Source organism: Collinsella aerofaciens (assembly GCF_041537385.1).
Lineage (GTDB): Bacteria > Actinomycetota > Coriobacteriia > Coriobacteriales > Coriobacteriaceae > Collinsella > Collinsella aerofaciens_BV.
Map to the genome: position 1 here is coordinate 100,983 of NZ_JBGORS010000003.1, position 24,658 is coordinate 125,640.

Genomic DNA, 24,658 nt, shown 5'->3' on the forward strand with positions numbered 1-24,658 from the left:
CCGCTCATCTGTATTACGCAATGTACCTGCGGATATACGAGATGATGGGCAGCGTGTTACCATGAGAAAAAATTGTTATGAACATTTCCGATTTCACCCAAAGGAGTTGCCCGTGAACGAGACCGTACGCCGCTTTTTGCCGATGGTCGATTTTCTGGAGCAGATACTCGGCAAAAACAGCGAAATCGTGCTGCACGATTTCTCGGATCCCGACCACGCCATCGTCGATATTCGCAACGGCATCGTGAGCGGCCGCAAGGTCGGCGGCCCCGCCACCGATCTGGCGCTCAAGATCATGCACGACCCCAAGTATCGCGACCTGCCGTTTATTACGGGCTACGAGGGGCGCGGTGCCGGCGGCAAGACGTTGGAGTCAGCGACGTACTTTATCCGCGAGCATGACGAGATCGTCGGTATGCTCTGCGTCAACACCGATCTCTCGACCGTGCGTTCCATCAACGCCATGGCGCAGCAGCTCATGGCGTGCTTCGACGCAGCGCCGACGCGCACGGAGCCCGCCCCTATCGAGGTCGAAAGCCTTTCGGAGTCCACACAGGAGCTCATCGACCGCAGCATTGCCGAGTTGCTGAGCGCGCGCGGGCTGGACGTAGCGTCACTTGGTCAGAGCGACCGCGTGGACGTCATTCGCCACCTCAACGGCAACGGGGTGTTCATGCTCAAGGGTGCCGTGGCCTGCGCCGCCACCGCGCTGGGCATCTCGGAGCCCAGCGTCTACCGCTACCTGCAAAAAGTTCGCAAGGAGGGCTAACGAGCAAAATGGAGCGCGGCTCCACAAGCGACCCGTCACTTGACAAAAGACCCTGCAGCTCGCACGCGCTGCAGGGTCTTTTTGCATGTCATGTTTAGTTGTTGCCAACGCCTTAGAGAGCGGCGACGACCTCAATCTCAACCAGACCGCCAGCCGGAAGGGCGGCAACCTGGAAAGCGCTGCGCGCGGGGAACGGAGCCTCGAACTTGGAGGCATAGATCTCGTTCACGGCAGCGAAGTCGGCAATGTCGGCCAGGTAGACCGTGGTCTTGACGACATCGGCAAAGGTGGCGCCGGCAGCGGTCAGCAGGGCCTCGACGTTGGCGAGGGACTGCTTGGCCTGGGCCTCGACGCCCTCGGGCATCTTGCCGGTTGCAGGGTCGATGCCCAGCTGGCCGGACAGGAACACCATGTTGCCGGTCTGGATACCAGGGGAATACGGGCCGATGGCTGCGGGTGCGTTATCGGAAGACACGACGGTCTTGCTCATGTTTATCTCCTTACGATCAGTTGAGAAAGCGTGAGCGCGGCGTTCACACCGGGAGGCACAGTTCGGTCTGAACACCGCGCTTGATTGGGATGGTACTCAAGGTTTCTGTTTGATGCAAGAATATTATCAGCTTGCGAGAATATTTTATCGCCCAACGGTCTCCCCGAACCGCTGAACGGTTCTCATGTGGAGCAGCCAGTCCAAGCTGCTGAAGACTTTATCCCGCTTGGAGCACGGGCATCGCCTGCCGCAACGGCGCCACTATACTTTTGAATATCTGAGCATTTTGAAAGGCAGGATATGACCGCAACCGCCAGTCGAACCACCAACCGCAGACCCGAGCTTTTAGCGCCCGCCGGAGGGCCCGAGCCCTTTGCCGCCGCACTCGCCGCGGGGGCAGACGCCATCTATTGCGGCATGGGCAGCTTCAACGCCCGCCGCAAGGCCACCAACTTTACCGACGAGGCCTTTGAGCAGGCCTGCCGCGCCGCGCATCTAGCCGGGTCGCGCGTCTACGTCACGGTCAACATCGTCATCAAGCAGTCCGAGATGGGCGATGCGCTGCAACTCATCCACCGCTGCTCCACGCTGGGCGCCGATGCCTTCATCATCCAGGACTGGGGTCTGTTCTTTGAGGTCAAGCGCACCATGCCCGGCATCGAAACCCATATCTCGACCCAGGCGAACATCCATGACGACCGCGGAACGCTTTGGTGCCGCGAACAGGGCGCCGACCGCGTGACTCTCTCGCGCGAGCTCTCCATCGACGAGATCGCCGCCATCCACGACGCCGCGCCCGATGTCGACCTTGAGGTCTTTAGCCACGGCGCCATCTGCTTTTGCTACTCGGGCCTGTGCCTGCTGTCGAGCTTTGCCATGGCAGGCCGCTCGGCCAACCGCGGCATGTGCGCTCAGCCCTGTCGCCTGCCTTACGAGCTGATCGACGAGAACGGCCGCTCGCTCTCCCCTGCCGGTCGCGAGCGCGCGCTGTGCCCGCGCGACACCAACACGTCGCAGCTTATTCGCCGTCTGTATGACGCCGGCGCCGCATCGCTCAAGCTTGAGGGCCGCATGAAGGCCCCCGATTACGTGTATTCCATCGTCGACGTGTATCGTCATCAGATTGATGACATGCTTGCCGATGTTTCGACCTCTAAGGATGAGGACGCCGCTCGCCAGCGCCAACTCAAGCGCTGTTTTAACCGCGACTTTACGCACGCCTATCAAGACGGCACCTCGGGCGACGAGATGATGAGCTACGAGCGCTCCAACAACCGCGGCCAGATTGTGGGCACGGTGCTGGGCAGCCGTCTGGCCAACCGCGATGTACGCGGACTCAAGCCCGACGACCGCCGTCGCCGCGCCGCCATCGCCCGCATTGAGCTGTTTGAGCCCGTGGGCAAGGGCGACCTGCTGGAGCTTCGCCACGATAACGAGTTTGACCAGTTCCTGACCACCATTGCCGCCGATGATGCCGCTGCCGGCGATGTCATCGAGTGTCGCGTGCCCCGTAGCATGCCCGAGGGCTGCCGCGTGCGCGTGATTCGAAGCCAGCGCGCCATTGACGCCGCCGGCGCCGCGCTCAAGCGCGATGTGCTGCGCCGCCGCGCCGTAGACGTGTCCGTTGTGGCGCGTCTGGGCGAGCCGTTTGCCGTTACGCTCACCTGTTGCGACGATCCTTCGCTTACGGCCACGGCCACGGGCTTTACCGTCGAGGCTGCCAAGACCCGCGCCGTCGAGGCATCCGATCTGGTTGAGCACGTCGGGCGCATGGGCTCCTCTCCCTTTGAGGCCGCAAGCTTTGACGTTTCGCTCGACGCCGGCTGCGGTATGGGCTTTTCCGCCGTGCACAAGGTGCGCGCCGCCGCTTGTAAGGCGCTGGAAGAGGCCATTCTGGCACCGTACGAGGAGCGCGCGAAAACGCTCGAGCTGCCGGCGATTGTAACCAGTGATTCCCGCCCCGCGCTCGAGCACTACCGCGATGAGCCGCAGATCTGCGCCACCGTCACCTCGCTCGAGGCCGCCGAGGCCGCTCGCGCCGAGGGTGTAACGCGCATCTACATGACCACCGATGCACTCGATGCGACCGAGCTCTCCCCCGCCGATGCATTTGAGCAGGGCATCGTACCCGTGCTCGACGAGGTCTGCCGCGCCGTTGACCACGTACGCGTCGACCCGTGGGTTGTTGCCGGCGCCACGGTCGCTATTGGCAACATCTCTGAGCTTGCCCTGGCCGCCCAGGTTGGCGCCACGGCCGAGATTCGCTCTTGCCTGCCGGTGCACAACACGCCCTGCATGGAGGCGCTTGCCGAGCGCGGAGCCGGTGCGCTTTGGCTCTCGCCCGAGATCACACTCGACGAGATTGTCTCGCTCGGCGCCGCCGCGCCCGCGGCTCTGGGCATCACCGTCTTTGGCCGCCCGCGCGTTATGACGAGCGAGCACTGCATCCTGCAGGTTGCCAACGGCTGTATCCACGATTGTGCCAACTGCCGCCTGCGTGCCCGCAAGCTCTCGCTCAAGAATATCGACGGCAAGATCATGCCGGTGCGTACCGACATCCACGGCCGCTCACGCCTGTACGACGCCTACCCCATCGACCTCACGCCGCAGGTACCGCAGTTGCTCGACGCCGGCGTCCGTCATCTTATGGTCGACGGAACCCTGCTCGAGGCCGATGAGATTGGCCGTGCCGTCGCTCGCGTCCGTCGCGCCGTCGAGGCGGCTCAAGCCGGCCGTAAGCCCGCCGCCCGCCTGCGCGGCGCCACCTCGGGCTGCATGTTTGTGGGAATTAGCTAACCGAAAGGCTTACACGTGAACGAAGAACCTCAAGTCCTCTACTGCGACGCCTGGCTTATGGCCATCGACAAGCCCGCCGGCATGATTGTCCACGGCGACGGCACCGGCGAGCGCACGCTCACCGACTACGCCAGCGACCTGCTGCTGGCGATGGGCGACGGCTTTGCCGCGACCGACATGCAGCCGCTCAATCGCCTGGACCGTGACACCACCGGCGTGGTGCTGTTCTCGCTCGACAAGCAGACGCAGCCCGCCTTTGACCAGATGATTATCGACCACGCGTTCGAAAAGCACTATCTGGCGCTCGCCGAGGGCAAGATCGACTGGAACGAGAAGCTCATCGACAAGCCCATCGCCCGCGACCGCCACGATAGCCGCAAGATGCGCGTTGGCGCCAGCGGCAAGCCGTCTCAGACGCGCGTGAAGGTGCTCAAGCGCCTTAAGAGCCGCCGAGGCCTTCCCGCGCGTTCGTATATCGATGTCGAGTTGCTCACCGGCCGTAAGCACCAAATCCGTGTGCATCTGGCGAGCGAGCATCATCCCCTGGTTGGCGACGACCTGTACGGAACGCCGCGCCCCTGCGGCCTGATGCTCCACGCCCACAGCGTGTCCTTCACGCATCCCGTAACCGGCGAGCACATCCACATAGAAGCCCCCTGCCCCTGGGAGCCCTAAAACCTGCCGAAAAGGGACAGGTTTATTTTGGCAGGTTTTATCTGGACAAACGTCAAAACCACCACATAGGTTCCTACCCCTTCGCGGTGGTTTTGGCGCTTGCCCGTCCCCTGCTGTTAGACCGTGATGACGTTGTCCATTGCCCGGTACTTGGCGGGGACATCGCCTGCGGTAATAATCGTTGCGTCGCGGAAGTCCGCGAACTTGACGGGCGCCACCATGCCAAATTTACTGGCGTCCGAGATTACGAAGCGCTTGGCCGTATGGCGCATCGAGATACGCTTTACTTGCGCCTCCTCGATATCGGGCGCTGTGAAGCCCTGCTCGGCGGCAATGCCGTTAGAGCCCCAAAAGCCACAGTTGAAGTTGTAGCGGTCTAAGGTTGCCAGGGCATCGGGGCCAACGAGCGCCTCGGTCTCGGGTTTGAGCTCGCCGCCCAGCACCACGGTACGCATGCCGCGCAAAGCAAGGCGTTGAGCATGGAGCACGGAATCGGTCACATAGGTGACATCTTCAAGGTGTGGAAGATGCTCGATGAGCCTGAGCGTCGTCGAGCCCGAGTCGATGTATACAAAGCTCTCAGGCTCCACAAGCGCCGCCGCACGGGCGCAGATACGCTCCTTGTCATCGTTATGGAGGTCGCTGCGCTCATTAAGCGTTAGGTCGCGCGTCACGTGCGCGCGCTCAAGACTCGTCGCCCCACCGTGGACCTTGGCGATGCGGTGCGCTCGATCGAGCGTCTGCAGGTCGCGCCGAATGGTAGACGCCGTCACGCCCAGGGCCTCAGCAAGCTCCGGCACGGTAACCGAGCCGGCCTGCTGAACCATCGACACGATCGCGTTGAGCCTATCTTCCGCAAGCATCGCTTACTCCTCCTCGGGGTACACGACTCCCCAGTCGGCGCGAAGCTTGGTCATAAGCTTCATAACATCAGAAGCATAATCCAGCAGCTCGCGCTTAGAGTCGTCGCCGGCAACGGCCTTCTCAAGATCGGCCATCTCATAGCAAAGGGCGTAAGCCTCGGTGCCGGCGTGGACCTCCTCGCGGTGGCCGTCCGCAGTCCACACGATGGTCGCGTGATCGGCGCGCGGATACTCGTTGACCTCGATATAACACTTATCGAAGCTAATAATCGAGCGCTTGGGTTGCTTGGAGTGGAGCGTGAGGCTCACAACACCCAGCTGCTGCTCGGCATTACGGCAGACGATGCCGCCCGCAACGTCAACGCCGGTCTCGCAGGTGTTGCCCAGCGAAATGACCTCAGCGGGCTGGCTTGCCATAAAGAAGCGCATAACGGACAGGGCATAGACGCCAATATCGAGCATGGCACCGCCAGCAAGGTTGCGATTGTAGAAGCGGTTGGTCAGGTCGCCGTACTCCTTATAGCTACCAAAGTTGAGCTGAGCAAGATTCATGCGGCCAAACTCGCCGGCATCCATGCGGCGGCGCAGCTCCTGATACAAGGGCATGTGGAGCACCGTAGTGGCATCCATGAGGACCACGTTGTGCTCGTCGGCGATGGCACGCGCCTCGTCGAGCTCAGCGGAATTGAGGGTAATGGCCTTCTCGCAGAGTACGTGCTTACCAGCTGCCAGAGCGGCGCGCAGGTAGGTGATATGCGTGTTATGCGGGGTGGTGATATAGATCGCGTCGATGTTCGGATCGGCATAGAGGTCCTCGACCGATTCATAGACCTTCTCGATGCCATACTGCTCAGCAAAAGCCTGAGCCTTGGACAGCGTACGGTTGGCGACGCCCGCAAGCTTGCGGCCGGCAAGAGCGAGAGACTGGGCCATCTGATTGGCGATAACACCGCAACCGATCACAGCCCAGCGGAGCTCGGGGGCCGTAAAGATATCATCGGGGAATGGCCTGTCCTGGACCGAAGCGAACGCCGCCTTAGCGGCTGCTTCGGCGTCGAGCGGAGCCTGTTTGGAATCTGCCATTATGTGCCTCCTGAGTTATCGGAAGTCCTTCATTTCTAACAACCCTATACTCGCACAATTGCGCGCGTATCTGCTCGTGTTTGCGTGCTTATTTGCTTATCGGTCATTATTTAGCCATAGTTGGCAGATGTTTGCGCGGTTATGCGCATTATCGCGCAAGCCTATGCGCGTAAATGCGCATGCAACGATCCTTGTGAAACATAAAGGAGCGGAACACCAAAGCCCTAAAAGACAGAGTAGGCTGTATTACTCCACCCCTCTGGGGGGCGCAGCCATCAAAGGGCTGTCCCAAACTGCCGGCAGATAGGGACTTACCTAGCTGCCGGCACATAGGGAACGTCCCCAGCTACCGGCGTTTCAACGGCACTTATTTAAGTCTGTCCCCAATGAATGCCAAGCGACTTCCACTCATTTAAGTCTGTTCCCAATGAGTAGGGATAGAAAAAGGCCCGGGTGCCGTGGGGCATCCGGGCCTTTGCTAGCAACTTGAAGTTGCGGGCAGCTTAGAACTTGTGGCCGCACTTCTTGCAGACGCGCAGCTTGTTCTTGCCGTCCTTCTCGTGACCGACGCGGGTAACCTTACCGCACTCGGGGCAAACGAGATTGACGTTGGAGGCATCGATGGGAGCCTCCTGCGAAACGATGCCGCCCTGCTGGTTGGCAGCGTTGGGCTTGACGGCCTTCTTGACGACCGAAACGCCCTCGACAACGACCTTGTTCTCGGCGGGGAGAGCACGCAGGATAACGCCCTGCTTGCCGCGATCCTTACCAGAGAGAACCTGGACCTTATCGCCCTTCTTGATATACATATATCTCCCCTAACTACAGGGTCTCGGGAGCGAGCGAGACGATCTTCATGTACTTCTTGTCACGAAGCTCGCGAGCGACGGGCCCGAAGATACGGGTGCCGACGGGCGAACCATCGTTGTTGATGACAACGCAGGCGTTCTCATCAAAGCGAATGTAGGAGCCATCCTTGCGGCGGATCTCCTTAACGGTGCGAACGACGACGCAACGGACAACGTCCTTCTTCTTGACGTTGGCGCCAGGGGTAGCCTCCTGGACAGCACCGATGAACACATCGCCGATGCCTGCATAACGACGCTTGGAACCGCCAAGCACCTTGATGCAGCGAATCTTGCGAGCGCCGGAGTTGTCGGCGACGTTCAGCATGGTTTGCATCTGAATCATGGTAGATGTTCCTCCGAACTAAGAACCGAAGAGAGGTGCGCAGCCTTTATACGGCCCGTGGTATGCAAGCCAGGCATACGCACATCTTCGGAAACGTACAAGTCGTAAGAGCGACTGCTTATTTAGCGCGCTCGACGACCTCGATGAGGCGCCAACGCTTCATCTTGGACATAGGACGGGTCTCCATAACGCGGACGGTGTCGCCCACGCCAGCCGTGCACTCCTCGTCGTGAGCGTGCAGCTTCTTGGAGCTGGTCATCATCTTGCCGTACTTGGGGTGACGCTTGCGCTCGGTGATGGTGACAACAATGGTCTTGGCACCGGAGACGGAGGTAACGACACCCGTACGGACCTTACGCGAGTTACGCGAATCAGTCATGTTCTCTCCTTAGGTCCTACTCGGCGACAGCGGACTTCTCCGCTGCGATCTCGCGGGCGCGCTGCTCCGTGAGGACGCGAGCGATGTCCTTCTTCACGGTGTTGACGCGAGCGGTGTTGTCCAGCTGGCTGGTGGCCATCTGGAAACGAAGGTTAAAGAGCTCGGCGCGCATTTCCTTCAGCTTCTCAACGAGCTGAGCGTCCGAGAGCTCACGAATCTCTGCGGGCTTCATTAGTTCTCCTCCTTGGCGGCGGCGGCGTCCTCAGCAGCCCACTTGGCCTCGAGAGCGGCCTCCTCAGCCATCTCCTTCTCGATGCGCTGCTCAGCGTTCTTAGCAGCAACAATCTTGGTCTTGATGGGAAGCTTGTGCTGAGCAAGACGCAGGGCCTCGCGAGCGACCTCCTCGGGCACGCCCTTGACCTCGAACATGATGCGGCCGGGCTTGACGACGGCCACCCACTCCTCGGGGTTACCCTTACCAGAACCCATGCGAGTCTCGGCAGGCTTCTTGGTGATGGGCTTATCGGGGAAGATCGTGATGTAGACACGACCGCCACGCTTCATGTAGCGGGTCATGGCAATACGAGCGGCCTCGATCTGACGGTTGGTGATCCAATGGGCCTCGAGAGCCTGGATACCAAACTCGCCGAAATGCAGCTCGGTATTACCCTTGGCCTGGCCCTTCATGGAGCCACGCTGCACCTTGCGGTGAAGAATACGCTTAGGGGCAAGCACTACTGACCCCTCCTCTCGGAGTTACGACGACGAGGACGGGAAGAGCCCTCGAGTGCAGGGTTGGGAACAGGCTGGCCCGGGAGCTTCTCGCCCAGGTAGATCCAGACCTTCACGCCGCAAGCGCCCATGGTGGTGCTGGCGACAGCCGTGCCGTAGTCGATCTTGGCACGGAGGGTGTGCAGAGGCACGCGACCCTCGCGGTACCACTCACGACGGCCCATCTCGGCACCGCCGAGACGACCGGAGCACTGGATACGGATGCCCTTAGCGCCGGCCTTGCGGGCGGACTGGACAGCCTTGCGCATAGCGCGACGGAAGGCAACGCGGCCCTCGAGCTGCTCGGCGATAGACTGAGCAACGAGGTTGGCGTCGAGCTCGGGGCGCTTGATCTCGACAACGTCGACGGAGAGCTGGCCCTTGGAGACGCCAGCGACCTTCTCGAGCTCGGTGCGGAGGGTATCGATCTCGGCACCCTTCTTACCGATGACAACGCCGGGGCGAGCGGTGAGGATGATGACCTTCACCTTGTCGCCAGCGCGCTCGATCTCGACGCGGGAGACAGCTGCGCGGGAAAGACGCTTCTCGAGGTACTTGCGGATCTCGAGATCGTTACCGAGGGTCTTAGCGTAATCCTTCTCTGCGAACCAGCGGGAGCGCCAGTTCTCGGTGATGCCAAGACGGAAGCCGGTGGGGTAGACTTTCTGACCCATACAGCTTTACGCCTCCTTTCGAGGAGCAACGACGACGGTGATGTGGGAAGTACGCTTCAGAATGCGAGAAGCGGAACCCTTGGCGCGGGGACGGATGCGCTTAAGCGTCGGACCCTCGTCAACATAGGCAGCGGCGACAACCAGGTTGTCGGCACGCAGACCGTTGTTGTTCTCGGCGTTCGCAACGGCGGAACGGAGAACCTTCTCGACATCCACGGCGACGGCACGGTCGCAGAAGTGGAGGATGTCGAAGGCCTGAGCAACAGGCTTGCGGCGGATCAGATCGACCACCAGGCGGGCCTTGCTGGGGGAAACACGCACGTACTTAGCGACGGCGCGAACCTCGGTGGCCTCAGTTTCAATAGACTTAGTTGCCATTTACGGTTAACCCCCTATTTGGCCTTGTGGCCACGGAACGTACGAGTCGGCGCGAACTCGCCGAGCTTGTGACCAACCATGGACTCGGTAACATACACGGGCACATGCTTGCGGCCGTCGTGGACGGCGATGGTGTGACCAACCATCTCGGGGAAGATGGTGGACGCGCGGGACCAGGTCTTCACGACGTCCTTCTTGCCAGCCTCGTTCATCGCGGTGATACGCGAGAGAAGGCGAGTCTCCACGAACGGGCCCTTTTTGAGACTTCTGCTCATAAGTGCTTTCTCCTAAAACTCGGTATCCGAAATTACTTCTTACGGCGACGAATGATGTGCTGGTTCGAGACCTTCTTCTTCTTGCGCGTACGAAGGCCCTTCGTCGGCTTACCCCAGGGGGTAACAGAGGGACGACCAGAGGTGTGGTTCTTGCCCTCGCCACCGCCGTGCGGGTGGTCGACAGGGTTCATGACGGTACCGCGGACGGTCGGGCGCACGTTCATGTGACGCTTACGGCCGGCCTTGCCGATGACGATGTTGGAGTGATCGGCGTTGCCGACCTCACCGACGGTGGCGCGGCAGGTAACGAGGATGCGGCGCATCTCGGAGGAAGGCATACGGACGATAGCGTACTTGCCCTCCTTACCCATCAGCTGGCAGGAGTTACCGGCGGAACGGGCGATAGCAGCGCCCTTGCCCGGCTGGAACTCGACGGCGTGGATGAGCGTACCGACGGGGATGTCGGCGAGGGGCAGAGCGTTGCCCGGCTTGATGTCGGCGTCAGAACCGGACATGATGGTCTGACCGACCTCGAGGCCCTTGGGGGCCAGGATGTAGCGCTTCTCACCGTCAGCGTAGTGCAGCAGAGCGATGCGAGCGGAACGGTTCGGATCGTACTCGATCGTGGCAACCTTGGCGGGCACGCCGTCCTTGTTGCGCTTGAAGTCGATCACGCGGTAACGACGCTTCACGCCGCCGCCCTGGTGGCGGGTGGTGATGCGGCCGTTGTTGTTACGACCGGCCTTCTTAGGCAGGGGCTCGAGAAGAGACTTCTCGGGCTTGGTGCAGGTGATCTCGGAGAAGTCGGAGATCGTCTGCCAACGCCTACCAGCGGAGGTCGGCTTAAGGTGCTTTACAGCCATTACAATCCCTTTCAATAGGAATCCGTTAGCCATCGCAGACAGGGATTCGAGGTTCTGCCTCGGGTGCGATGACACCGGACGTATACACGGTTCCGGGCGTGTCCATTATATACGCCCAAAACCTTGAGCTCCCGCCTCCCCTATTTGGGAGGCATGAGCTCACTCAACAGCAGCGAGTCTTAGGCCTGGTTGCCAAAGACCTCGATGGTGTCGCCCTCGGCCAGCGTGACGATGGCCTTCTTCCAAGAACGGGTCTTGCCGGCGACATAGCGCACGCGCTTGGTCTTGGGCTTGACCGTCAGGGTGTTCACGCGAACGACCTTGACGCCGAAGATCTCCTCGACAGCGTCCTTGATCTGATACTTGTTAGCATCCTTGGCGACCTCGAACGTGTACTTGTTCAGCTCCATGCCGGAGAAGGAACGCTCGGACACGATCGGACGGATGATGATCTCGTGGGCGGTCATTTATGCAAGCACCTCCCCGAAGTGAGCGGCGATGTCGGCGGGCATCAGCACAGCGTTGTTGTTGACGAGATCGTAGGTGTTGGCCTCGTCAGCGGTGATGATGAACGTCTTGGGAATGTTGCGGAACGACAGGTAGGCGTTGACGTCCTCATCGCGAACGATGATGGTCAGACGCTTGCCCTCAAGGCCGAGAGCCTTGAGCATGGCGACAGCAGCCTTGGTGGAAGGCTTCTCGAAGCCGTAGTCGTCGACGAGCACGAGCTCGCCATCGGCCAGCTTGGCGGACAGCGCGGAGCGCATAGCCAGCTTGACCTCCTTGTTGTTCATACGCTTAGCGTAGGAACGGGGCTTGGGGGCGAAGACAACGCCACCGTGACGCCACTGGGCAGCACGGATGGAACCCTGGCGGGCACGGCCGGTGCCCTTCTGACGCCAAGGCTTCTTGCCGCCACCGGAAACCTCAGAGCGACCCTTAGCAGACTGGGTGCCCTGACGCCAAGAGGCCATCTGGCACTTGACGATGTGGTGCATAACGTGGATGTTCGGCTCGATGCCGTACACCTCAGCGGCGAGCTCGGCCTCGGCGACCTTCTTGCCCTCGCTGTTCTTTACTTCAAACTTTGCCATTTAAGTGTTCTCCTTGGTATGACGCTGGGCTAAATGGGCTGGGCCCTTAGGCCATACGGATGGCGACGAGACCATTCTTGGCACCCGGGACAGCGCCCTTGACCAAGATGAGGTTCTGCTCGGCATCGATGCGGACAACGGAAAGGTTCTTGACGGTAACGCGCTCGTTACCCATGTGACCGGCCATCTTGACGCCCTTGAGGACGCGCGCAGGATAGGCGCACTGACCGATAGAACCGGGGTGACGCTGGAAGTGAGAACCATGCGTCATAGGACCGCGGCGCTGACCCCAGCGCTTGATGCGACCCTGGAAGCCCTTACCCTTGGAGGTACCGATGACGTCGACCTTCTCGACATCAGCGAAATCAGCGACGGTGACGACCTCGCCGACCTTGTGCTCCTCGCCGTTCTCGACGCGGACCTCACGAAGGAAGCGGACAGGCTCGACGCCAGCCTTGGCGAAGTGACCAGCCATGGGCTTGTTCACGTTCTTGGCCTTGATGTCGCCGAAACCGATCTGGACGGCGTCATAGCCGTCGGTTGCCTGAGTTTTAACCTGCGAGACAGCGCAGGGGCCAGCCTGGATGACCGTGACGGGAACGACGTTGTCGTCCTCGTCCCAAACCTGGGTCATGCCAATCTTGCGGCCGAGAATCATGCTGATCAAGATATGATCCCAACTCTCGCGTGGTCTTGGGACAATGCGTACACCACCGAGCGTACGCCCCTAGAGGACCACTACTTACACGACGTGCTCCCCAGCCTTGTATTTCGCCCCGACTACCTGACAACCCTATTAAGCAGGCATTTTGTCCAGCCAGAATACTCCCCTGGTTACACACAGCTGATTAGTATACACGGCTGCGGGCGTATCCATCGAGATTCATATTTCACTCACATTGTTTACGCAGGTAAAGTGCGTGGCACGTTCCCAGTGTGCGGCGGAGGGGGCGGGCCTGAGACATATTAAGGTTGCTGCTCTACAGTCCTGCTCACGACGGAGAGCACATTAAGTGCTCTCCTGTTCGTGCGGAACTCGCGACAACCTTAATATGTCTCAGGCCCGCCCCCTCCGCCGCACACTGGGAACGCCACGTTGATGTCTGCTAAACCTTGCTCGCTCAGGCTAATGACTTTGTTGGGGGTCCACTATTTGCTGGAGGGTGAACTTACATTGATGAGGCTCGCCTTCTGCTTGTGGCTTTGCCTCGTCAAAATCGAAGATCATGATGGCGCAGTTGGGGAGTTTTGCTGGGAGCTCGAAGCCCTCTGGGGCTGCAGCCTTGATGAATTGGCGGCTGGCGCTGCCGTGGCTTACTGCTAGAAGGGTTTCGATACCCTCGGAGCCCATGATATTGGTGAGGGTGTCTACCATGCGCTCTTGCAGTGCCTGGCTTCCTTCTCCTCCGAATGGAATTAAGTCCTCGCCCGGATCCCAGACGTCGGTGGGTAGCGCGTCGTGCGGACCTTCTTCGAAGGTGCCGTAGCAGCGCTCGATGATGCCTTCGCAGGACTCGACTACTGCGTCCGGGCCAAGGAGTTCGGTTGCGACGAGCTGAGCTGTGTCCATGGCTCGGCCTAAGGGCGAAGAGACCACTTTGTCGGGAACGACGTTGTGGGCTTTGAGCCACGCGGCTGCCATCCCGGCTTGCTGACGGCCCAGGTCGGTGAGCGGTGAATCGCAGCGGCCCTGGACCAGCTTTTTGACGTTGAACTCCGTCTGCCCGTGGCGGAGTAGATACAGTTTCTTCATGCTCTCCCCTTCTGCATAACCTGCTTTGCCGGCACAGCCTTACTCGTGGGTATGTCCTACGTAGTCTTCGTCGATCGTAATCTTGGCAATCGACCTGGGGTATTCCGATTCGACCCGTTGTGCCAGCGCGTGCTTTAAGTCTTCGGCACTCATTTGCAGATCCGAGGGACGCACGCAGTCAAAAATCACGTTGGTGTGCGTGGGGCCCGGCACGCAGCGCAAATCATGAATCGAAAGGCGGCTATCGATCTCTTGAGCCATAGCGTTGATGCGCAAGCGCATGCTCGCCACCTTTGGATCGTCGGTCACGATGGGGTCGTAGTGAAGTGTGACAATCATGCCGTCTTCGTTCCTAAACGACTGCTCGATGTTATCGAGCGTGTCGTGACTTTCCAGCGGGCTGGCTTCGGCCGCCATCTCGGCGTGAGCGCTTGCGAACTTCCTGCCCGGGCCGTAGTCGTGAACCATCAGATCGTGAACGCCCAAAACGCCGGGATAGCTCATGATCTTGTCTCGAATGTGCTTGACCAGCTTAGGATCGGGCGACTGGCCCAAAAGCGGGCTCACCGTATCCTGGATGAGTTCAAAACCGCTCCAGCCAATATAGGCGCCAACGGCAAGGCCGACCCATGCGTCAAGATTGATGTGCGTCACCTGCGAAACAATTGCGCACGCTAACACGGCGCCCGTAGCAAGAACATCGTTCTTGGAATCCTGCGCGGTCGCATGCAGCGTCTCGGACTCAATGCGATCGCCGAGCTTTTGGTTGAGGGCCGCCATCCAGAGCTTTACGACCATCGAAAGCACTAGAACTGCCACCAGGGCAAGCGAGAACTCGACAGGTTCGGGGTGGATGACGCGCTCGACCGAGGACTTCACCAGCTCAAGGCCGATCAGCAGCACGAGTGCAGCCACGACCAGACCCGAGAGATACTCGTAGCGACCGTGGCCGTAAGGATGCTCGGGGTCGGCCGGCTTGCTCGCCAGCTTAAAGCCCAGCACGCTCACGATATTCGAGCTGGCATCGGACAGGTTGTTCATGGCATCCGCCACGATCGAAACCGATCCCGACAGCACGCCAATTACGCCCTTCGCAGCGCATAGTGCCACATTGGCGAGAATACACACCACGCCCGTCAACGTGCCCACGCGCGCACGGTCGCCCTGCGCACGCTTAACAATCCACTCGACCATCTACATCCGCCCCCACGGTACTACCTATATATCTATTGCTCAAACGGATTGTAGTGTAGCCACTTTGCCCCACAGATACAAAAAGGCCGCAACCCACACGGGCCACGACCTTGGAATGTGACATGCGGACTGTCCCTTTGTCACATCGTGCGGTACCGACCGATTGCGCGGTACTTTTCGTAGCGGAGGTTTGTGAGGGTCGCGTCGTCGAGCTGCCCAAGCGTATCGAAGGCATCAAATGCCGAGGACATGACGGCACCGGCGATCTCCTCATGCGACAGGCCCCTATCGTCAACAATGCCGTCGATGATGCCGAGCGCCAACAGATCGGGGGCCGTGAGCTTAAGCGCCTCGGCGGCCTCATTCGCGCGCTCGGTATCCTTCCACAGGATCGACGCACAGGCCTCGGGGCTCACGACCGAATAGGCCGAGCTCGAGAGCATCAGGATGCGGTCGGCCACGGACAGCGCCAGCGCGCCACCAGAGCCGCCCTCGCCTGTCACCACCGAGACAATCGGCGTCTTAAGGCCGCTCATCTCCATGAGATTCTGGGCAATCGCCTCGCCCTGGCCGCGCTCCTCGGCACCGATACCGCAAAACGCGCCCGAAGTATCAACCAGGCACAGAACCGGTCGACCAAATTTCTCGGCTTGGCGCATAAGGCGACGCGCTTTGCGGTAACCCTCGGGATGCGCCATGCCAAAGTTGCGACGCATGCGCTCTTTGGTCGTGGTACCGCGCTCGATGGCGATAACCGTCACGGGTCGCCCGTCTTTCCAGCCGATGCCGCCCACCACGGCAGCATCGTCGCCAAAGTAGCGGTCGCCGTGCAGCTCTACGAATCCGTCGAGACCCAACGAGATCATCTCGCCTGCCGTGGCGCGGTTCGCCGAGCGAGTCTGTTTGACGATTTCGAGCGCGCTTTTTGGTGCGGCCGAGCGCTTAAACAAGTGTCCCAGCTTTTTGTCGCGACGACCCGTATGCACGATCTCATGCGGTGCCCCCAGGCCGGGCGCGTGCCCTTCGTGCAGCGCCAGCAGCTCGCCTACCGTGAGCGCAATCTCACCACGCGGAACAACGGCATCGCAAAAGCCGTGCTCCAGCAAAAACTCGGAACGCTGGAATCCCTTGGGCAGACGCTTGTGCATGTTCTGCTCGATCACGCGCGGGCCGGCAAATGCCGTCAGGGCATCGGGCTCGGCCAGGATAATGTCGCCCTCCATGGCAAAGCTCGCGGTTACACCTCCGGTCGTGGGATCGGTGAGCACCGTGATATACAGGCCGCCCGCCTCGCTGTGGCGCCTAACCGCCGCAGAAATCTTGGCCATCTGCATGAGCGAGGTCACGCCCTCCTGCATGCGGGCGCCGCCCGATACGGTAAAGCCAACGACCGGCAGCCCCAACTCGGCCGCGCGCTCAAAGACACGACAGATCTTCTCGCCCACCACGGAGCCCATTGAGCCCATCATAAAGTTGGCATCCATAAAGAAGAGCGCGGTATCGCAGCCGCAGATTTTGCCCCTGCCGCACACAACGGCATCGCGCTCGCCCGAACGCTCGCTCACGCTCTTAAGCTTGTCGGCATAACCGGGAAACGAGAGGAAGTCCTTCGACGCCAGATTGGCATCCCATTCCTCAAAGGTACCCGCGTCGACCGTCATGCGCATGCGCGCGCGACCGCTCACGCGAAAGTGTTTGCCGCAACGAGGGCAGACCTCGAGGTTGTCGTGCAGGCGCGCCTCATCGATCACACGGCGGCACTCCGGGCATTTGACAAACACGTGGCGCGCGGGGAACTCGGCGCACGACTCGGTTATCGGCCCCTCAAGGACATTGACCGTCTTCGCTTTTCTATTCATCAGCATAGAGATGCCCCATCAGATCGGTGTGATACATGCCCGACAAAAACTCGTCGTTTGCCAGCACGTCGAGCTGAAGCTCGCTATTTTCGCTCACGCCCTCAATCACGAGCTCGCCCAGGGCCGAGCGCATCTTGCGAATGGCACCGTCACGCGTGGGCGCGCACACGATGAGCTTGCCGAGCATGGAGTCGTAGTACGGCGGAACTTTCGCTCCGGTAAACATGGCGGAATCCCAGCGCACGCGCGGACCACCCGGCACACGCAACGCGGTGACCGTTCCACATGACGGTAGAAAGTCCGGCGTTTCGGCATTGATGCGGCACTCCATGGCGTGGTTGCGGACCGGTACGTCCTCCTGCTCAAAGGGCAGAGGCTGGCCGGCAGCCACGCGCAGCTGCCACTTGACCAGGTCGGTATCGGTCACAAACTCCGTAACCGGATGCTCCACCTGCAAGCGCGTGTTCATTTCCATAAAGTAGAAATTGCCGTCATCTGAGTACAAAAACTCGATGGTGCCAGCGCCCTCATAGCCAACGGCACGAGCCAGGTCGCGCGCGGCCTTGTGCATGCGCGCGCGAATATCATCGCGTCCGTCGAGGCACGGCGCGGGGCTCTCCTCGATCAGCTTTTGGTTGCGGCGCTGCACCGAGCACTCGCGCTCGCCGAGCGAAAACACATGGCCCTGCTTATCGGCCATAATCTGTACCTCAACGTGATGCGCCGGCGCAACGAACTTCTCCATGTAGCACTCGCCGTCGCCAAAAACGGCCTCACCCTCGGCACGCGCCTCGATGAACGCCTTTGCCGCATCTTCCACGCGCTCGACCTTGCGAATACCGCGACCGCCGCCGCCCGCGCGCGCCTTAATAAGCACGGGGCAGCCGATGCGCTCGGCCTCGGCCGTTGCTTCCTCGGGGCTTTTGAGCAAATCGCAGCCCGGCACGATGGGCACGCCCGCAGCAGCGGCCGTTCGGCGTGCGGCGTCCTTGTCGCCCATGCTGTCGATCACCTCGGCCGAAGGACCGACAAACGCCAGACCGAACTTGTCGCAGTCGCGCACGAAGCTCGCCTTCTCGGAAAAGAAGCCATAGCCGGGATGAATTGCCTTAGCTCCCGACTTTACGGCACAGGTGAGCACGGCATCGTCGTTGAGGTAGCTCTCGGCAAGACGCGGGCCGCCGATGCAATACGCCTCGTCGGCAAGCTGCACGTGTAGCGCGTCCGCATCGGCCGTGGAATAAACGGCGACGGTCTTGATGCCCATATCGCGGCACGCGCGGATAACACGGACCGCGACTTCGCCGCGGTTGGCGATGAGCACTTTGTCGAACATGGAGCCTTCCTTAACTTTCGTGCATGAGTGCAAAAGACATATCGGCGCGGCAGCAAACCTCACCGTTGACGCTCGCAGTACCCGTCGCAAAGCGGAACGGCCCGCGCGCACGCGTGATGGAGCACACTAGATCCACCGTGTCGCCCGGGCGCACCGGACGCTTAAAGCGCACCTTGTCCAGACTCGTGTAGAACGGCGTCGCGCCGCGCGCCTCCTCATCGCCCATCAGCAGCACGCAGCAGTTCTGGGCGAGCATCTCGCACTGAATCACGCCGGGAACGACCGGGTTTCCCGGAAAATGTCCCTGCAAAAAGTACTCGTCGCCTGTAATCGTGATCTTGCCGTGGGCCTCGTCGCCCACCAGCTCGGCTTCGTCGAGCAAAAGCATCGGCTCGCGATGCGGTAACAGCTTCTTGAGCTCTTCTTTGTTCATGGATATCACCTATCCGATCCTCATGAGGCAGCTGCCAAACTCCACGAGGTCGCCGTCGGCCACGCAGATCTCGAGCACCTCACCGTCTGCCTCGGCCGTCACCTCGTTGAGAACCTTCATGGCCTCGATGATGCAGAGGGTCTCGCCGGCCTTGACCTTGGAGCCCACGCGCACAAATGGCTCGTCGCCCGGCGCAGGGGCAGCATAGAAGACGCCCACCATGGGAGCAGTCACCTCGGTGCCCTTGGGCTCCGGCGCGGCGGCAGGTGTCTGCGTGGCGGGTTCCGGTGCGGCAGGCGCGACTGTGGGAGCTGCAACTTGAGCGGCCACGGCACCCGGCATAGGCATGGGCACGGCAACCGGCTGCGCCACACTCGCGCGCTCGAGTTCGACCGCGGTGCCATCGGGCTCCTCAACGCGTACGCGCGTGAGGCCGCGGTCCTCCATCACATCGGCTATCTCGGCAAGTCTTTTGGAATCCATGCTCTAGCTCCTCGTATATCTACGCAGCGCGATGGCGGCGTTGTGCCCGCCAAAGCCTAGGTTGGTCGAAAGCGCCCAGGTAAGGTCGGCGCGAACCGCGCGATTGGGCGTGTAATCAAGATCGCAGGCGGAATCGGGCGTGTGGTAGTTAATGGTCGGCGGCACCACGCCCTGCTCGAGTGCCATGGCGCAGGCCATGACCTCAATGGCCCCCGTGGCACCGATCATGTGCCCCGTCATCGACTTGGTCGACGAGACATGTGCGGCGCGCGCCGCGTCCTCGCCGAGCGCTCGCTTAATGCCCGCCGTCTCGGACGAATCATTAAGCTTGGTCGAGGTGCCGTGGGCATTGATGTAGAGGCCCTCGGAAGGCTTGACGTCGCCCTCGGCCACCGCCAGCGATATCGCGCGGGCAATGCCGGCAGCCTCGGGATCGGGACTCGTGATGTGATAAGCATCATCGGTGTTGCCGTAGCCCACGACCTCGGCATAAATGTGCGCACCGCGCGCCTGCGCATGTTCCATGCTCTCGAGTACCAGCACGCAAGCGCCCTCGCCCATCACAAAGCCGTCGCGGTCTGCATCGAACGGGCGGCAAGCCGTCGCAGGATCGGGGTTGGTGGTCAATGCGCGGCAGGACGTAAAGCCTGCAACGGCATCGGGGATAATGGCCGCCTCGGCGCCGCCCGCGAGGATCGCGTCGGCATAGCCGTGCTTGATGGCGCGGAACGCCTCGCCCACCGCATGGGCCGAGGTCGCGCAAGCAGTCACGACTGGCAGGGTCGGTCCCTTTGCCTTGTGGCGGATCGCGATATTGCCCGAAGCCATGTTGGGGATCATCATCGCAATCATATAGGGCGATGCGCGGCGAGGTCCACGATCGGCGATCGTGTGGACGTTGTCGACGAGCGTCGTCATGCCGCCCACGCCCGAGCCCACGTAGACGCCCAGGCGCTCACGATCGATGGCGCCTTCGACATCAAAGCCCGCATCGTGCATTGCCTCGTCCGAAGCCGCCATCGCAAACTGAACGCAGGGGTCCAGATGCTTGGCGTCACGCTTGCCAAAGTACTCGTTGCCGTCAAAGCCCTTGACTTCGGCCGCCACCTTGACGGTAAACGCATCGGTATCGAAGTGCGTGATCGGGCCGATGCCACAGGTCCCGGCGCACATGGCCGCCCAGGTGGCAAGCGCGGTGTTGCCGAGCGGCGATACGGCACCGATGCCGGTGATTGCAACTCTCTGTTCCATCATGGTCTCCTCATCCAAGCCGTTCTTCGGCCCTGGTTTCTACATCGCCATTCCGCCGTCGACGCGCACGACCTCGCCCGTAATGTAAGCAGCCGCATCGCTCGCTAAAAAGCGCACCACGCCGGCCACTTCCTCGGGACGTGCCATGCGCTTAAGGGGAATCTGTTCCTCGGTTGCCGTACGCACCTTCTCCGAGAGCTTTGCCGTCATATCTGTCTCGACAAACCCGGGGGCGACCGCGTTCGCTCGTACGCCACGAGGCGCAAGCTCGCGCGCCACCGCCTTGGTAAGCCCTATCACGCCTGCCTTGGAAGCAGCGTAGTTGGCTTGCCCGGCATTGCCCATCAGGCCCACGACCGAGCTCATGTTGACGACGCAACCGCCGCGCTGGCGCATAAAGGTCTTGGTGAGCGCGCGCGTCATATTGAATGTTCCCTTGAGATTGACATCGAGCACGCGATCGAATGCGTCATCGCCCATGCGTATGAGCAGGCCATCGCGGGTGATGCCGGCGTTGTTGACGAGCGCCCAAATGGAACCAAAGTCGTTGAGGACCGCTTCCACGCACGCGTTGACGGCAGCGGGATCGGTCACGTCGCATTGATATGCGCGTGCCGTGGCGCCAACCGCCTCACAGGCTTCGCACGTCTTGCGCGCCGCATCGACGCTGCCGGCATAGACGACGGCGATATCAAAGCCGTCCTCCGCCAGACCGACAGCGCAGGCGCGGCCGATACCCCGCGAGCCGCCCGTGACCAGTGCCACGCGACGTGAGTCGTTGCGCTCGAGCGCGCCGTTGTTCAAGTTGCCCATGTCATTCCTTTCGGGTTACAGCCCTGTGGACTATGCGAGCTCGTCGGCAATAGCTGCGACCTGCTCGGCCGTTTCGCACGAATACACGCGAACGTCGCTCAGCGTACGCTTGACCAGGCCCGACAGCGTTTTGCCAGGGCCGACCTCAATAAACGTGTCGATGCCCTGATTCTGCAGAGTATGCAGCGTGTCGACCCAACGAACGGCATGACTCACCTGATTGGCCAAGACATCCGATGCCGCTCGCGGGTCCGCCGGATAGGGCGCCGCCGTCATGTTTGCCATGACCGGAATCAGCAGCGGTGACGGCGCGTGGCCGGCTTGGATATACGTCGCCAGCCCCTCAGTCGCCTCGGCCATATAGGGGCTATGAAATGCGCCCGACACCGCGACTTTCATAGCGCGGCCACCAGCCTCTTTTACTAGGACGTCGAGCTCCTGCAGCGCCTCGGGCGCTCCGGCAGCAACCGTCTGCTGCGGACTGTTGTAGTTGACCGGCCAGCAGTCCTCGCCGGCCTGTTTTGCCAGGTTCTCGACTTGCGCCGCATCGAGCTTGATGACGGCGCGCATGCCGCCCGGATGGCGCTCGGCAGCCGCGGCCATCAGCGCCGCGCGCTCGCACACGAGCTCAAAGCCCGCTCGCGTATCGAACGCCCCCGCAAAGGTGAGCGCGGCGACCTCGCCAAGCGAAAAACCCGCACAGGCGGTAGGTACCACGCCGCGCTCACGCAGGGCGGCAGCCGCTGCCAGATCGTGAACGAACACGCACGGCTGCGTGTTCTCGGTCTGCGAGAGTTCCTCCTTGGAGGCGCTTCGGCACTGCTCACTGGTCCCCGGGCGCACCTCGTCGGCAATGGCGAACACCTCGGCGGCCGCCGGCGATGCCTCGATCAGGTCGACGCCCATCGCGGGGTGCTGGGCGCCCTGGCCGGCAAACAGAAACGCTACGCCACCCATGCGCACGCACCCTTCAGGACGTGCTCGGCGCCATCGACCAGGTCGTCAACGATTTCACGTGCACTTTGGCGCTCGTTGACCATGCCGGCAATCTGTCCACACAAAAACGAGCCCTCTTCGTAATTGCCGTCCTTGGCGGCCTTGCGAAGGGCGCCCGTGCCCATGGCCCCGAGCTCCTCGACGCTTACGCCCGCCGCCTCGCTCTTTGCGTAGGCGTTGGTGAAGGGGCTCTTGAGGGCACGCACCGGGTGTCCCGTCGAGCGGCCGGTCGCACGCGTCGAGGTGTCGTTGGCCTTCAGGACCATCTCCTTGTACTGTTCCGATACGGTGCACTCATCTGCGATCAGAAAGCGCGTACCCACCTGCACGCCGGCGGCGCCCAGCATAAAGGCGGCCGCCACGCCGCGGCCATCGGCGATACCGCCAGCCGCAACCACGGGAATATCGACCGCATCGACAACCTGTGGCACCAGTGCCATCGTCGAGGTCTCGCCAATATGGCCGCCTGATTCGGTACCCTCGGCAACCACGGCAGTGGCTCCACGACGCGCCACGAGACGCGCCAGCGCCACCGAGGCAACGACCGGGATGACCTTGATGCCCGCCTCGTTCCACGCCTTCATGTACTTGGTGGGATTGCCGGCACCCGTCACGACGACCGGCACTCGCTTGTCAATCACGACCCGCGCGACCTCGTCGGCAAACGGGCTCATGAGCATGACGTTGACGCCAAAGGGCTTATCCGTCCTGGCGCGCAGCTCATGAATCTGGTCGCGCAGCCAGTTGGCGTCGGCGTTCATGGCCGCGATAATCCCTAAGCCGCCCGCCTCGGACACTGCGGACGCCAGCGAGGCGTCGGCAATCCAGGCCATACCGCCCTGGAACACGGGCTTTTCGATGCCGAGCAGATCGCAGAGAGGAGTCTTGAGCATCTCTACTTCTCCAATGCCGCCTCGACCGTATCGGCGAACTCGCCGACCGTCTTGGGGTTCTCCTCGGTATCGAGCTGGATGCCAAACTCGTCCTCGACGGCGACGAGGATCTCGACGGTGCCCAGACTGTCGAGACCAATCTCCTCGAGCGTGGACTCGGGCTTCATCTCGACGTCGTCAAGGCCAGCGGTCTCGCGGATAACGTTGCAAACGCGCTCGAAGGTCTTCTGATCTGCCATGGTAGTTCTCCTTTGTTTGTGCCCCAGGGGCGTTTTCATTTCCTATGTGCGACTACTTCCAACGAAGCAGATAGCCACCTATATCCAGACCGGCGCCAAATCCAACGAGGGCGATGGTGTCGCCCGTATTCAGTGCGTCGGTGCGTGCCAGCCGGTCAAGCGCAAAGGGAATGCAGGCGCTCGAAATGTTGCCGGTCTCGCGTAGCGTTCGAACCACGCGCTCGTCTGGCACACCGAGGCGCTTGACCGCCTGACTCAGGATTCGTTCGTTAGCCTGATGGAATACAAAATGGTCGATGTCCTCGACCGAAATGCCCGCATCGCTCGCAAGCTTATGGACCGTGTCGCAGATGGCGTTGACGCCGAACTTGAACACGCGGCGGCCATTCATGGACAGCACGCTCTCGCTATCTGCGGAGGCCTTAAACGGCGAGGTGCCGACCAGACCGGGAACGCGCAACGTCTCGACGTCGGGCGCCGTCGAAAGCTCAACGGCAAGGGGGCTGTCTCCCCCAGCCTCAATCACCGCGGCGCCCGCCCCATCGCCAAAGAGCACGCAGGTGGCGCGGTCGGTCCAGTCGAGCGCGCGCGTCATCTGCTCGGCAGCAACGATAAGCACGCGCTTGGCACGACCCCGGGCGATATAGCCCTCGGCAACATCGAGCGCAAATACGAAGCCGGCACAGGCCGCCGAGACATCGAAGGCAGGGCACGTCGCGCCTAGTCGCTCAGTGACGGCACATGCCTCAGCGGGAACAAGATGGTCACCCGTCGTCGTCGAGCAGACGATCAAATCCAACTGGCTCGCGTCGATTCCGGACACCTGGAGTGCCCGCTCGCTCGCCGCTACGGCAAGGTCATCAAGTGACTCGGTGGTGCAGACGTGGCGGCTCTTGATACCCGTGCGGGTAAAAATCCACTCATCCGAGGTATCGAGGAACTCGGACAGCTCGTCATTGGAAACACTGCGCTTAGGAAGCGCCGAGCCCGTTCCAAGAATCGTGAAACCCATCACTAACCTCCTTTGAGTTGTTGACGTGTTTACATCGACCAAGAGAGGATAGCGCATTTCAGTCGTTGTTGACGTGTTAACATTAAATTGCCCAA

The 24,658-nt window shown here is 61.4% G+C and carries 29 protein-coding genes and 1 pseudogene; 3 read left to right on the plus strand and 27 right to left on the minus strand.

The window, feature by feature from the left end; all coding sequences use genetic code 11:
- Window positions 1-112: 112 nt before the first annotated feature.
- Window positions 113-769 (plus strand): helix-turn-helix transcriptional regulator, encoded by a 657-nt coding sequence (locus ACEG18_RS05655; protein WP_372541679.1) that lies wholly within the window; start codon window positions 113-115, stop codon window positions 767-769.
- A 112-nt stretch (window positions 770-881) separates the two neighbouring features.
- On the opposite strand, the gene ACEG18_RS05660 is transcribed toward ACEG18_RS05655, so the two are convergent.
- Window positions 882-1,259, minus strand: a complete 378-nt coding sequence (locus ACEG18_RS05660) for a RidA family protein (RefSeq protein ID WP_035137477.1) — start codon at window positions 1,257-1,259, stop codon at window positions 882-884.
- Between the two features lie 300 nt (window positions 1,260-1,559).
- On the opposite strand from ACEG18_RS05660, the gene ACEG18_RS05665 reads away from it, so the two are divergent.
- A complete protein-coding gene (locus ACEG18_RS05665; RefSeq protein WP_372541681.1) occupies window positions 1,560-4,055 on the plus strand; it encodes a U32 family peptidase in 2,496 nt (831 codons plus the stop codon).
- 15 nt (window positions 4,056-4,070) lie between these two features.
- The gene (locus tag ACEG18_RS05670) at window positions 4,071-4,730 is read left to right on the plus strand and encodes an RluA family pseudouridine synthase (protein ID WP_022094303.1); all 660 of its coding nucleotides are present in this window, start codon (window positions 4,071-4,073) and stop codon (window positions 4,728-4,730) included.
- 116 nt (window positions 4,731-4,846) lie between these two features.
- Here ACEG18_RS05670 and ACEG18_RS05675 read toward each other — a convergent pair whose 3' ends face one another.
- The 26 genes and pseudogenes from ACEG18_RS05675 to ACEG18_RS05800 all read right to left on the minus strand — a co-directional run bounded on the left by ACEG18_RS05675 (window position 4,847) and on the right by ACEG18_RS05800 (window position 24,563).
- Entirely contained in the window at window positions 4,847-5,593 is a 747-nt protein-coding gene (locus ACEG18_RS05675; protein ID WP_271737246.1) for a DeoR/GlpR family DNA-binding transcription regulator, read from the minus strand.
- A gap of 3 nt (window positions 5,594-5,596) precedes the next feature.
- A complete protein-coding gene (locus ACEG18_RS05680; RefSeq protein ID WP_372541683.1) occupies window positions 5,597-6,676 on the minus strand; it encodes a Gfo/Idh/MocA family protein in 1,080 nt (359 codons plus the stop codon).
- A 503-nt stretch (window positions 6,677-7,179) separates the two neighbouring features.
- A complete protein-coding gene (gene rplX / locus ACEG18_RS05685) occupies window positions 7,180-7,485 on the minus strand; it encodes a 50S ribosomal protein L24 (RefSeq protein WP_099432059.1) in 306 nt (101 codons plus the stop codon).
- A gap of 13 nt (window positions 7,486-7,498) precedes the next feature.
- Window positions 7,499-7,867, minus strand: a complete 369-nt coding sequence (gene rplN / locus ACEG18_RS05690; RefSeq protein WP_006235041.1) for a 50S ribosomal protein L14 — start codon at window positions 7,865-7,867, stop codon at window positions 7,499-7,501.
- Window positions 7,868-7,985: 118 nt separating this feature from the next.
- Window positions 7,986-8,246 carry a 30S ribosomal protein S17 gene (gene rpsQ, locus ACEG18_RS05695; protein ID WP_006235040.1) on the minus strand — a complete coding sequence of 87 codons (261 nt, stop codon included), beginning with the start codon at window positions 8,244-8,246 and terminating at the stop codon, window positions 7,986-7,988.
- A gap of 16 nt (window positions 8,247-8,262) precedes the next feature.
- Window positions 8,263-8,478, minus strand: coding sequence for a 50S ribosomal protein L29 (rpmC, locus tag ACEG18_RS05700; RefSeq protein ID WP_006235039.1), 216 nt, complete (start codon window positions 8,476-8,478; stop codon window positions 8,263-8,265).
- A gap of 86 nt (window positions 8,479-8,564) precedes the next feature.
- Window positions 8,565-8,981: pseudogene (gene rplP / locus ACEG18_RS05705) on the minus strand (50S ribosomal protein L16); the annotation flags it as partial.
- Entirely contained in the window at window positions 8,981-9,691 is a 711-nt protein-coding gene (gene rpsC / locus ACEG18_RS05710) for a 30S ribosomal protein S3 (protein WP_006235037.1), read from the minus strand. The pseudogene rplP and the gene rpsC, both read right to left, overlap by 1 nt.
- A 6-nt stretch (window positions 9,692-9,697) precedes the next feature.
- Window positions 9,698-10,069, minus strand: a complete 372-nt coding sequence (rplV, locus tag ACEG18_RS05715; protein ID WP_006235036.1) for a 50S ribosomal protein L22 — start codon at window positions 10,067-10,069, stop codon at window positions 9,698-9,700.
- A gap of 14 nt (window positions 10,070-10,083) precedes the next feature.
- Window positions 10,084-10,344, minus strand: coding sequence for a 30S ribosomal protein S19 (rpsS, locus tag ACEG18_RS05720; protein WP_006235035.1), 261 nt, complete (start codon window positions 10,342-10,344; stop codon window positions 10,084-10,086).
- Between the two features lie 32 nt (window positions 10,345-10,376).
- Entirely contained in the window at window positions 10,377-11,207 is an 831-nt protein-coding gene (gene rplB, locus ACEG18_RS05725; RefSeq protein WP_022094198.1) for a 50S ribosomal protein L2, read from the minus strand.
- Between the two features lie 179 nt (window positions 11,208-11,386).
- Entirely contained in the window at window positions 11,387-11,674 is a 288-nt protein-coding gene (rplW, locus tag ACEG18_RS05730; RefSeq protein ID WP_022094197.1) for a 50S ribosomal protein L23, read from the minus strand.
- A complete protein-coding gene (gene rplD / locus ACEG18_RS05735; protein WP_006235032.1) occupies window positions 11,675-12,301 on the minus strand; it encodes a 50S ribosomal protein L4 in 627 nt (208 codons plus the stop codon).
- Window positions 12,302-12,347: 46 nt separating this feature from the next.
- On the minus strand, window positions 12,348-12,968 hold the full coding sequence (gene rplC / locus ACEG18_RS05740) for a 50S ribosomal protein L3 (RefSeq protein WP_035137484.1): 621 nt from the start codon (window positions 12,966-12,968) through the stop codon (window positions 12,348-12,350).
- Between the two features lie 459 nt (window positions 12,969-13,427).
- A complete protein-coding gene (locus ACEG18_RS05745; protein ID WP_347479625.1) occupies window positions 13,428-14,054 on the minus strand; it encodes a histidine phosphatase family protein in 627 nt (208 codons plus the stop codon).
- A 39-nt stretch (window positions 14,055-14,093) separates the two neighbouring features.
- Entirely contained in the window at window positions 14,094-15,248 is a 1,155-nt protein-coding gene (locus tag ACEG18_RS05750; RefSeq protein ID WP_347479623.1) for a cation diffusion facilitator family transporter, read from the minus strand.
- A gap of 140 nt (window positions 15,249-15,388) precedes the next feature.
- Window positions 15,389-17,113, minus strand: a complete 1,725-nt coding sequence (gene accD, locus ACEG18_RS05755) for an acetyl-CoA carboxylase, carboxyltransferase subunit beta (RefSeq protein WP_372541686.1) — start codon at window positions 17,111-17,113, stop codon at window positions 15,389-15,391.
- Window positions 17,100-18,443 (minus strand): acetyl-CoA carboxylase biotin carboxylase subunit, encoded by a 1,344-nt coding sequence (locus ACEG18_RS05760; protein WP_117647602.1) that lies wholly within the window; start codon window positions 18,441-18,443, stop codon window positions 17,100-17,102. The genes accD and ACEG18_RS05760 overlap by 14 nt, the downstream gene beginning before the upstream one ends.
- A 10-nt stretch (window positions 18,444-18,453) precedes the next feature.
- Window positions 18,454-18,876 carry a 3-hydroxyacyl-ACP dehydratase FabZ gene (gene fabZ / locus ACEG18_RS05765; protein WP_099432064.1) on the minus strand — a complete coding sequence of 141 codons (423 nt, stop codon included), beginning with the start codon at window positions 18,874-18,876 and terminating at the stop codon, window positions 18,454-18,456.
- 9 nt (window positions 18,877-18,885) lie between these two features.
- A complete protein-coding gene (gene accB, locus ACEG18_RS05770; protein WP_118266298.1) occupies window positions 18,886-19,359 on the minus strand; it encodes an acetyl-CoA carboxylase biotin carboxyl carrier protein in 474 nt (157 codons plus the stop codon).
- 3 nt (window positions 19,360-19,362) lie between these two features.
- Entirely contained in the window at window positions 19,363-20,610 is a 1,248-nt protein-coding gene (gene fabF / locus ACEG18_RS05775; protein WP_117629228.1) for a beta-ketoacyl-ACP synthase II, read from the minus strand.
- Between the two features lie 39 nt (window positions 20,611-20,649).
- Window positions 20,650-21,423, minus strand: coding sequence for a 3-oxoacyl-[acyl-carrier-protein] reductase (gene fabG / locus ACEG18_RS05780; RefSeq protein WP_118266299.1), 774 nt, complete (start codon window positions 21,421-21,423; stop codon window positions 20,650-20,652).
- A 30-nt stretch (window positions 21,424-21,453) separates the two neighbouring features.
- Window positions 21,454-22,380, minus strand: a complete 927-nt coding sequence (locus tag ACEG18_RS05785) for an ACP S-malonyltransferase (protein WP_161156486.1) — start codon at window positions 22,378-22,380, stop codon at window positions 21,454-21,456.
- Entirely contained in the window at window positions 22,368-23,312 is a 945-nt protein-coding gene (gene fabK, locus ACEG18_RS05790) for an enoyl-[acyl-carrier-protein] reductase FabK (RefSeq protein ID WP_161156485.1), read from the minus strand. The genes ACEG18_RS05785 and fabK overlap by 13 nt, the downstream gene beginning before the upstream one ends.
- A gap of 2 nt (window positions 23,313-23,314) precedes the next feature.
- A complete protein-coding gene (locus ACEG18_RS05795; RefSeq protein WP_195232331.1) occupies window positions 23,315-23,551 on the minus strand; it encodes an acyl carrier protein in 237 nt (78 codons plus the stop codon).
- A 52-nt stretch (window positions 23,552-23,603) separates the two neighbouring features.
- On the minus strand, window positions 23,604-24,563 hold the full coding sequence (locus ACEG18_RS05800) for a 3-oxoacyl-ACP synthase III family protein (RefSeq protein WP_372541689.1): 960 nt from the start codon (window positions 24,561-24,563) through the stop codon (window positions 23,604-23,606).
- Window positions 24,564-24,658 lie beyond the last annotated feature (95 nt).

What these genes read in the sequence shown, in the direction of transcription:
- ACEG18_RS05785 (WP_161156486.1), bottom strand. Translation starts at nt 22,380, where the DNA reads ATGGGTGGCGTAGCGTTTCTGTTTGCCGGCCAGGGCGCCCAGCACCCC.
- ACEG18_RS05675 (WP_271737246.1), bottom strand. Translation starts at nt 5,593, where the DNA reads ATGCTTGCGGAAGATAGGCTCAACGCGATCGTGTCGATGGTTCAGCAG.
- rplX (WP_099432059.1), bottom strand. Translation starts at nt 7,485, where the DNA reads ATGTATATCAAGAAGGGCGATAAGGTCCAGGTTCTCTCTGGTAAGGAT.
- accD (WP_372541686.1), bottom strand. Translation starts at nt 17,113, where the DNA reads ATGCTGATGAATAGAAAAGCGAAGACGGTCAATGTCCTTGAGGGGCCG.
- rplV (WP_006235036.1), bottom strand. Translation starts at nt 10,069, where the DNA reads ATGGCAACTAAGTCTATTGAAACTGAGGCCACCGAGGTTCGCGCCGTC.
- rpsS (WP_006235035.1), bottom strand. Translation starts at nt 10,344, where the DNA reads ATGAGCAGAAGTCTCAAAAAGGGCCCGTTCGTGGAGACTCGCCTTCTC.
- rplW (WP_022094197.1), bottom strand. Translation starts at nt 11,674, where the DNA reads ATGACCGCCCACGAGATCATCATCCGTCCGATCGTGTCCGAGCGTTCC.
- fabK (WP_161156485.1), bottom strand. Translation starts at nt 23,312, where the DNA reads ATGCTCAAGACTCCTCTCTGCGATCTGCTCGGCATCGAAAAGCCCGTG.
- ACEG18_RS05660 (WP_035137477.1), bottom strand. Translation starts at nt 1,259, where the DNA reads ATGAGCAAGACCGTCGTGTCTTCCGATAACGCACCCGCAGCCATCGGC.
- ACEG18_RS05795 (WP_195232331.1), bottom strand. Translation starts at nt 23,551, where the DNA reads ATGGCAGATCAGAAGACCTTCGAGCGCGTTTGCAACGTTATCCGCGAG.
- fabZ (WP_099432064.1), bottom strand. Translation starts at nt 18,876, where the DNA reads ATGAACAAAGAAGAGCTCAAGAAGCTGTTACCGCATCGCGAGCCGATG.
- ACEG18_RS05800 (WP_372541689.1), bottom strand. Translation starts at nt 24,563, where the DNA reads ATGGGTTTCACGATTCTTGGAACGGGCTCGGCGCTTCCTAAGCGCAGT.
- rplB (WP_022094198.1), bottom strand. Translation starts at nt 11,207, where the DNA reads ATGGCTGTAAAGCACCTTAAGCCGACCTCCGCTGGTAGGCGTTGGCAG.
- ACEG18_RS05750 (WP_347479623.1), bottom strand. Translation starts at nt 15,248, where the DNA reads ATGGTCGAGTGGATTGTTAAGCGTGCGCAGGGCGACCGTGCGCGCGTG.
- fabF (WP_117629228.1), bottom strand. Translation starts at nt 20,610, where the DNA reads ATGGAACAGAGAGTTGCAATCACCGGCATCGGTGCCGTATCGCCGCTC.
- rplN (WP_006235041.1), bottom strand. Translation starts at nt 7,867, where the DNA reads ATGATTCAGATGCAAACCATGCTGAACGTCGCCGACAACTCCGGCGCT.
- rpsQ (WP_006235040.1), bottom strand. Translation starts at nt 8,246, where the DNA reads ATGACTGATTCGCGTAACTCGCGTAAGGTCCGTACGGGTGTCGTTACC.
- fabG (WP_118266299.1), bottom strand. Translation starts at nt 21,423, where the DNA reads ATGGGCAACTTGAACAACGGCGCGCTCGAGCGCAACGACTCACGTCGC.
- ACEG18_RS05680 (WP_372541683.1), bottom strand. Translation starts at nt 6,676, where the DNA reads ATGGCAGATTCCAAACAGGCTCCGCTCGACGCCGAAGCAGCCGCTAAG.
- rplD (WP_006235032.1), bottom strand. Translation starts at nt 12,301, where the DNA reads ATGGCAAAGTTTGAAGTAAAGAACAGCGAGGGCAAGAAGGTCGCCGAG.
- ACEG18_RS05665 (WP_372541681.1), top strand. Translation starts at nt 1,560, where the DNA reads ATGACCGCAACCGCCAGTCGAACCACCAACCGCAGACCCGAGCTTTTA.
- rpsC (WP_006235037.1), bottom strand. Translation starts at nt 9,691, where the DNA reads ATGGGTCAGAAAGTCTACCCCACCGGCTTCCGTCTTGGCATCACCGAG.
- accB (WP_118266298.1), bottom strand. Translation starts at nt 19,359, where the DNA reads ATGGATTCCAAAAGACTTGCCGAGATAGCCGATGTGATGGAGGACCGC.
- rpmC (WP_006235039.1), bottom strand. Translation starts at nt 8,478, where the DNA reads ATGAAGCCCGCAGAGATTCGTGAGCTCTCGGACGCTCAGCTCGTTGAG.
- ACEG18_RS05745 (WP_347479625.1), bottom strand. Translation starts at nt 14,054, where the DNA reads ATGAAGAAACTGTATCTACTCCGCCACGGGCAGACGGAGTTCAACGTC.
- ACEG18_RS05760 (WP_117647602.1), bottom strand. Translation starts at nt 18,443, where the DNA reads ATGTTCGACAAAGTGCTCATCGCCAACCGCGGCGAAGTCGCGGTCCGT.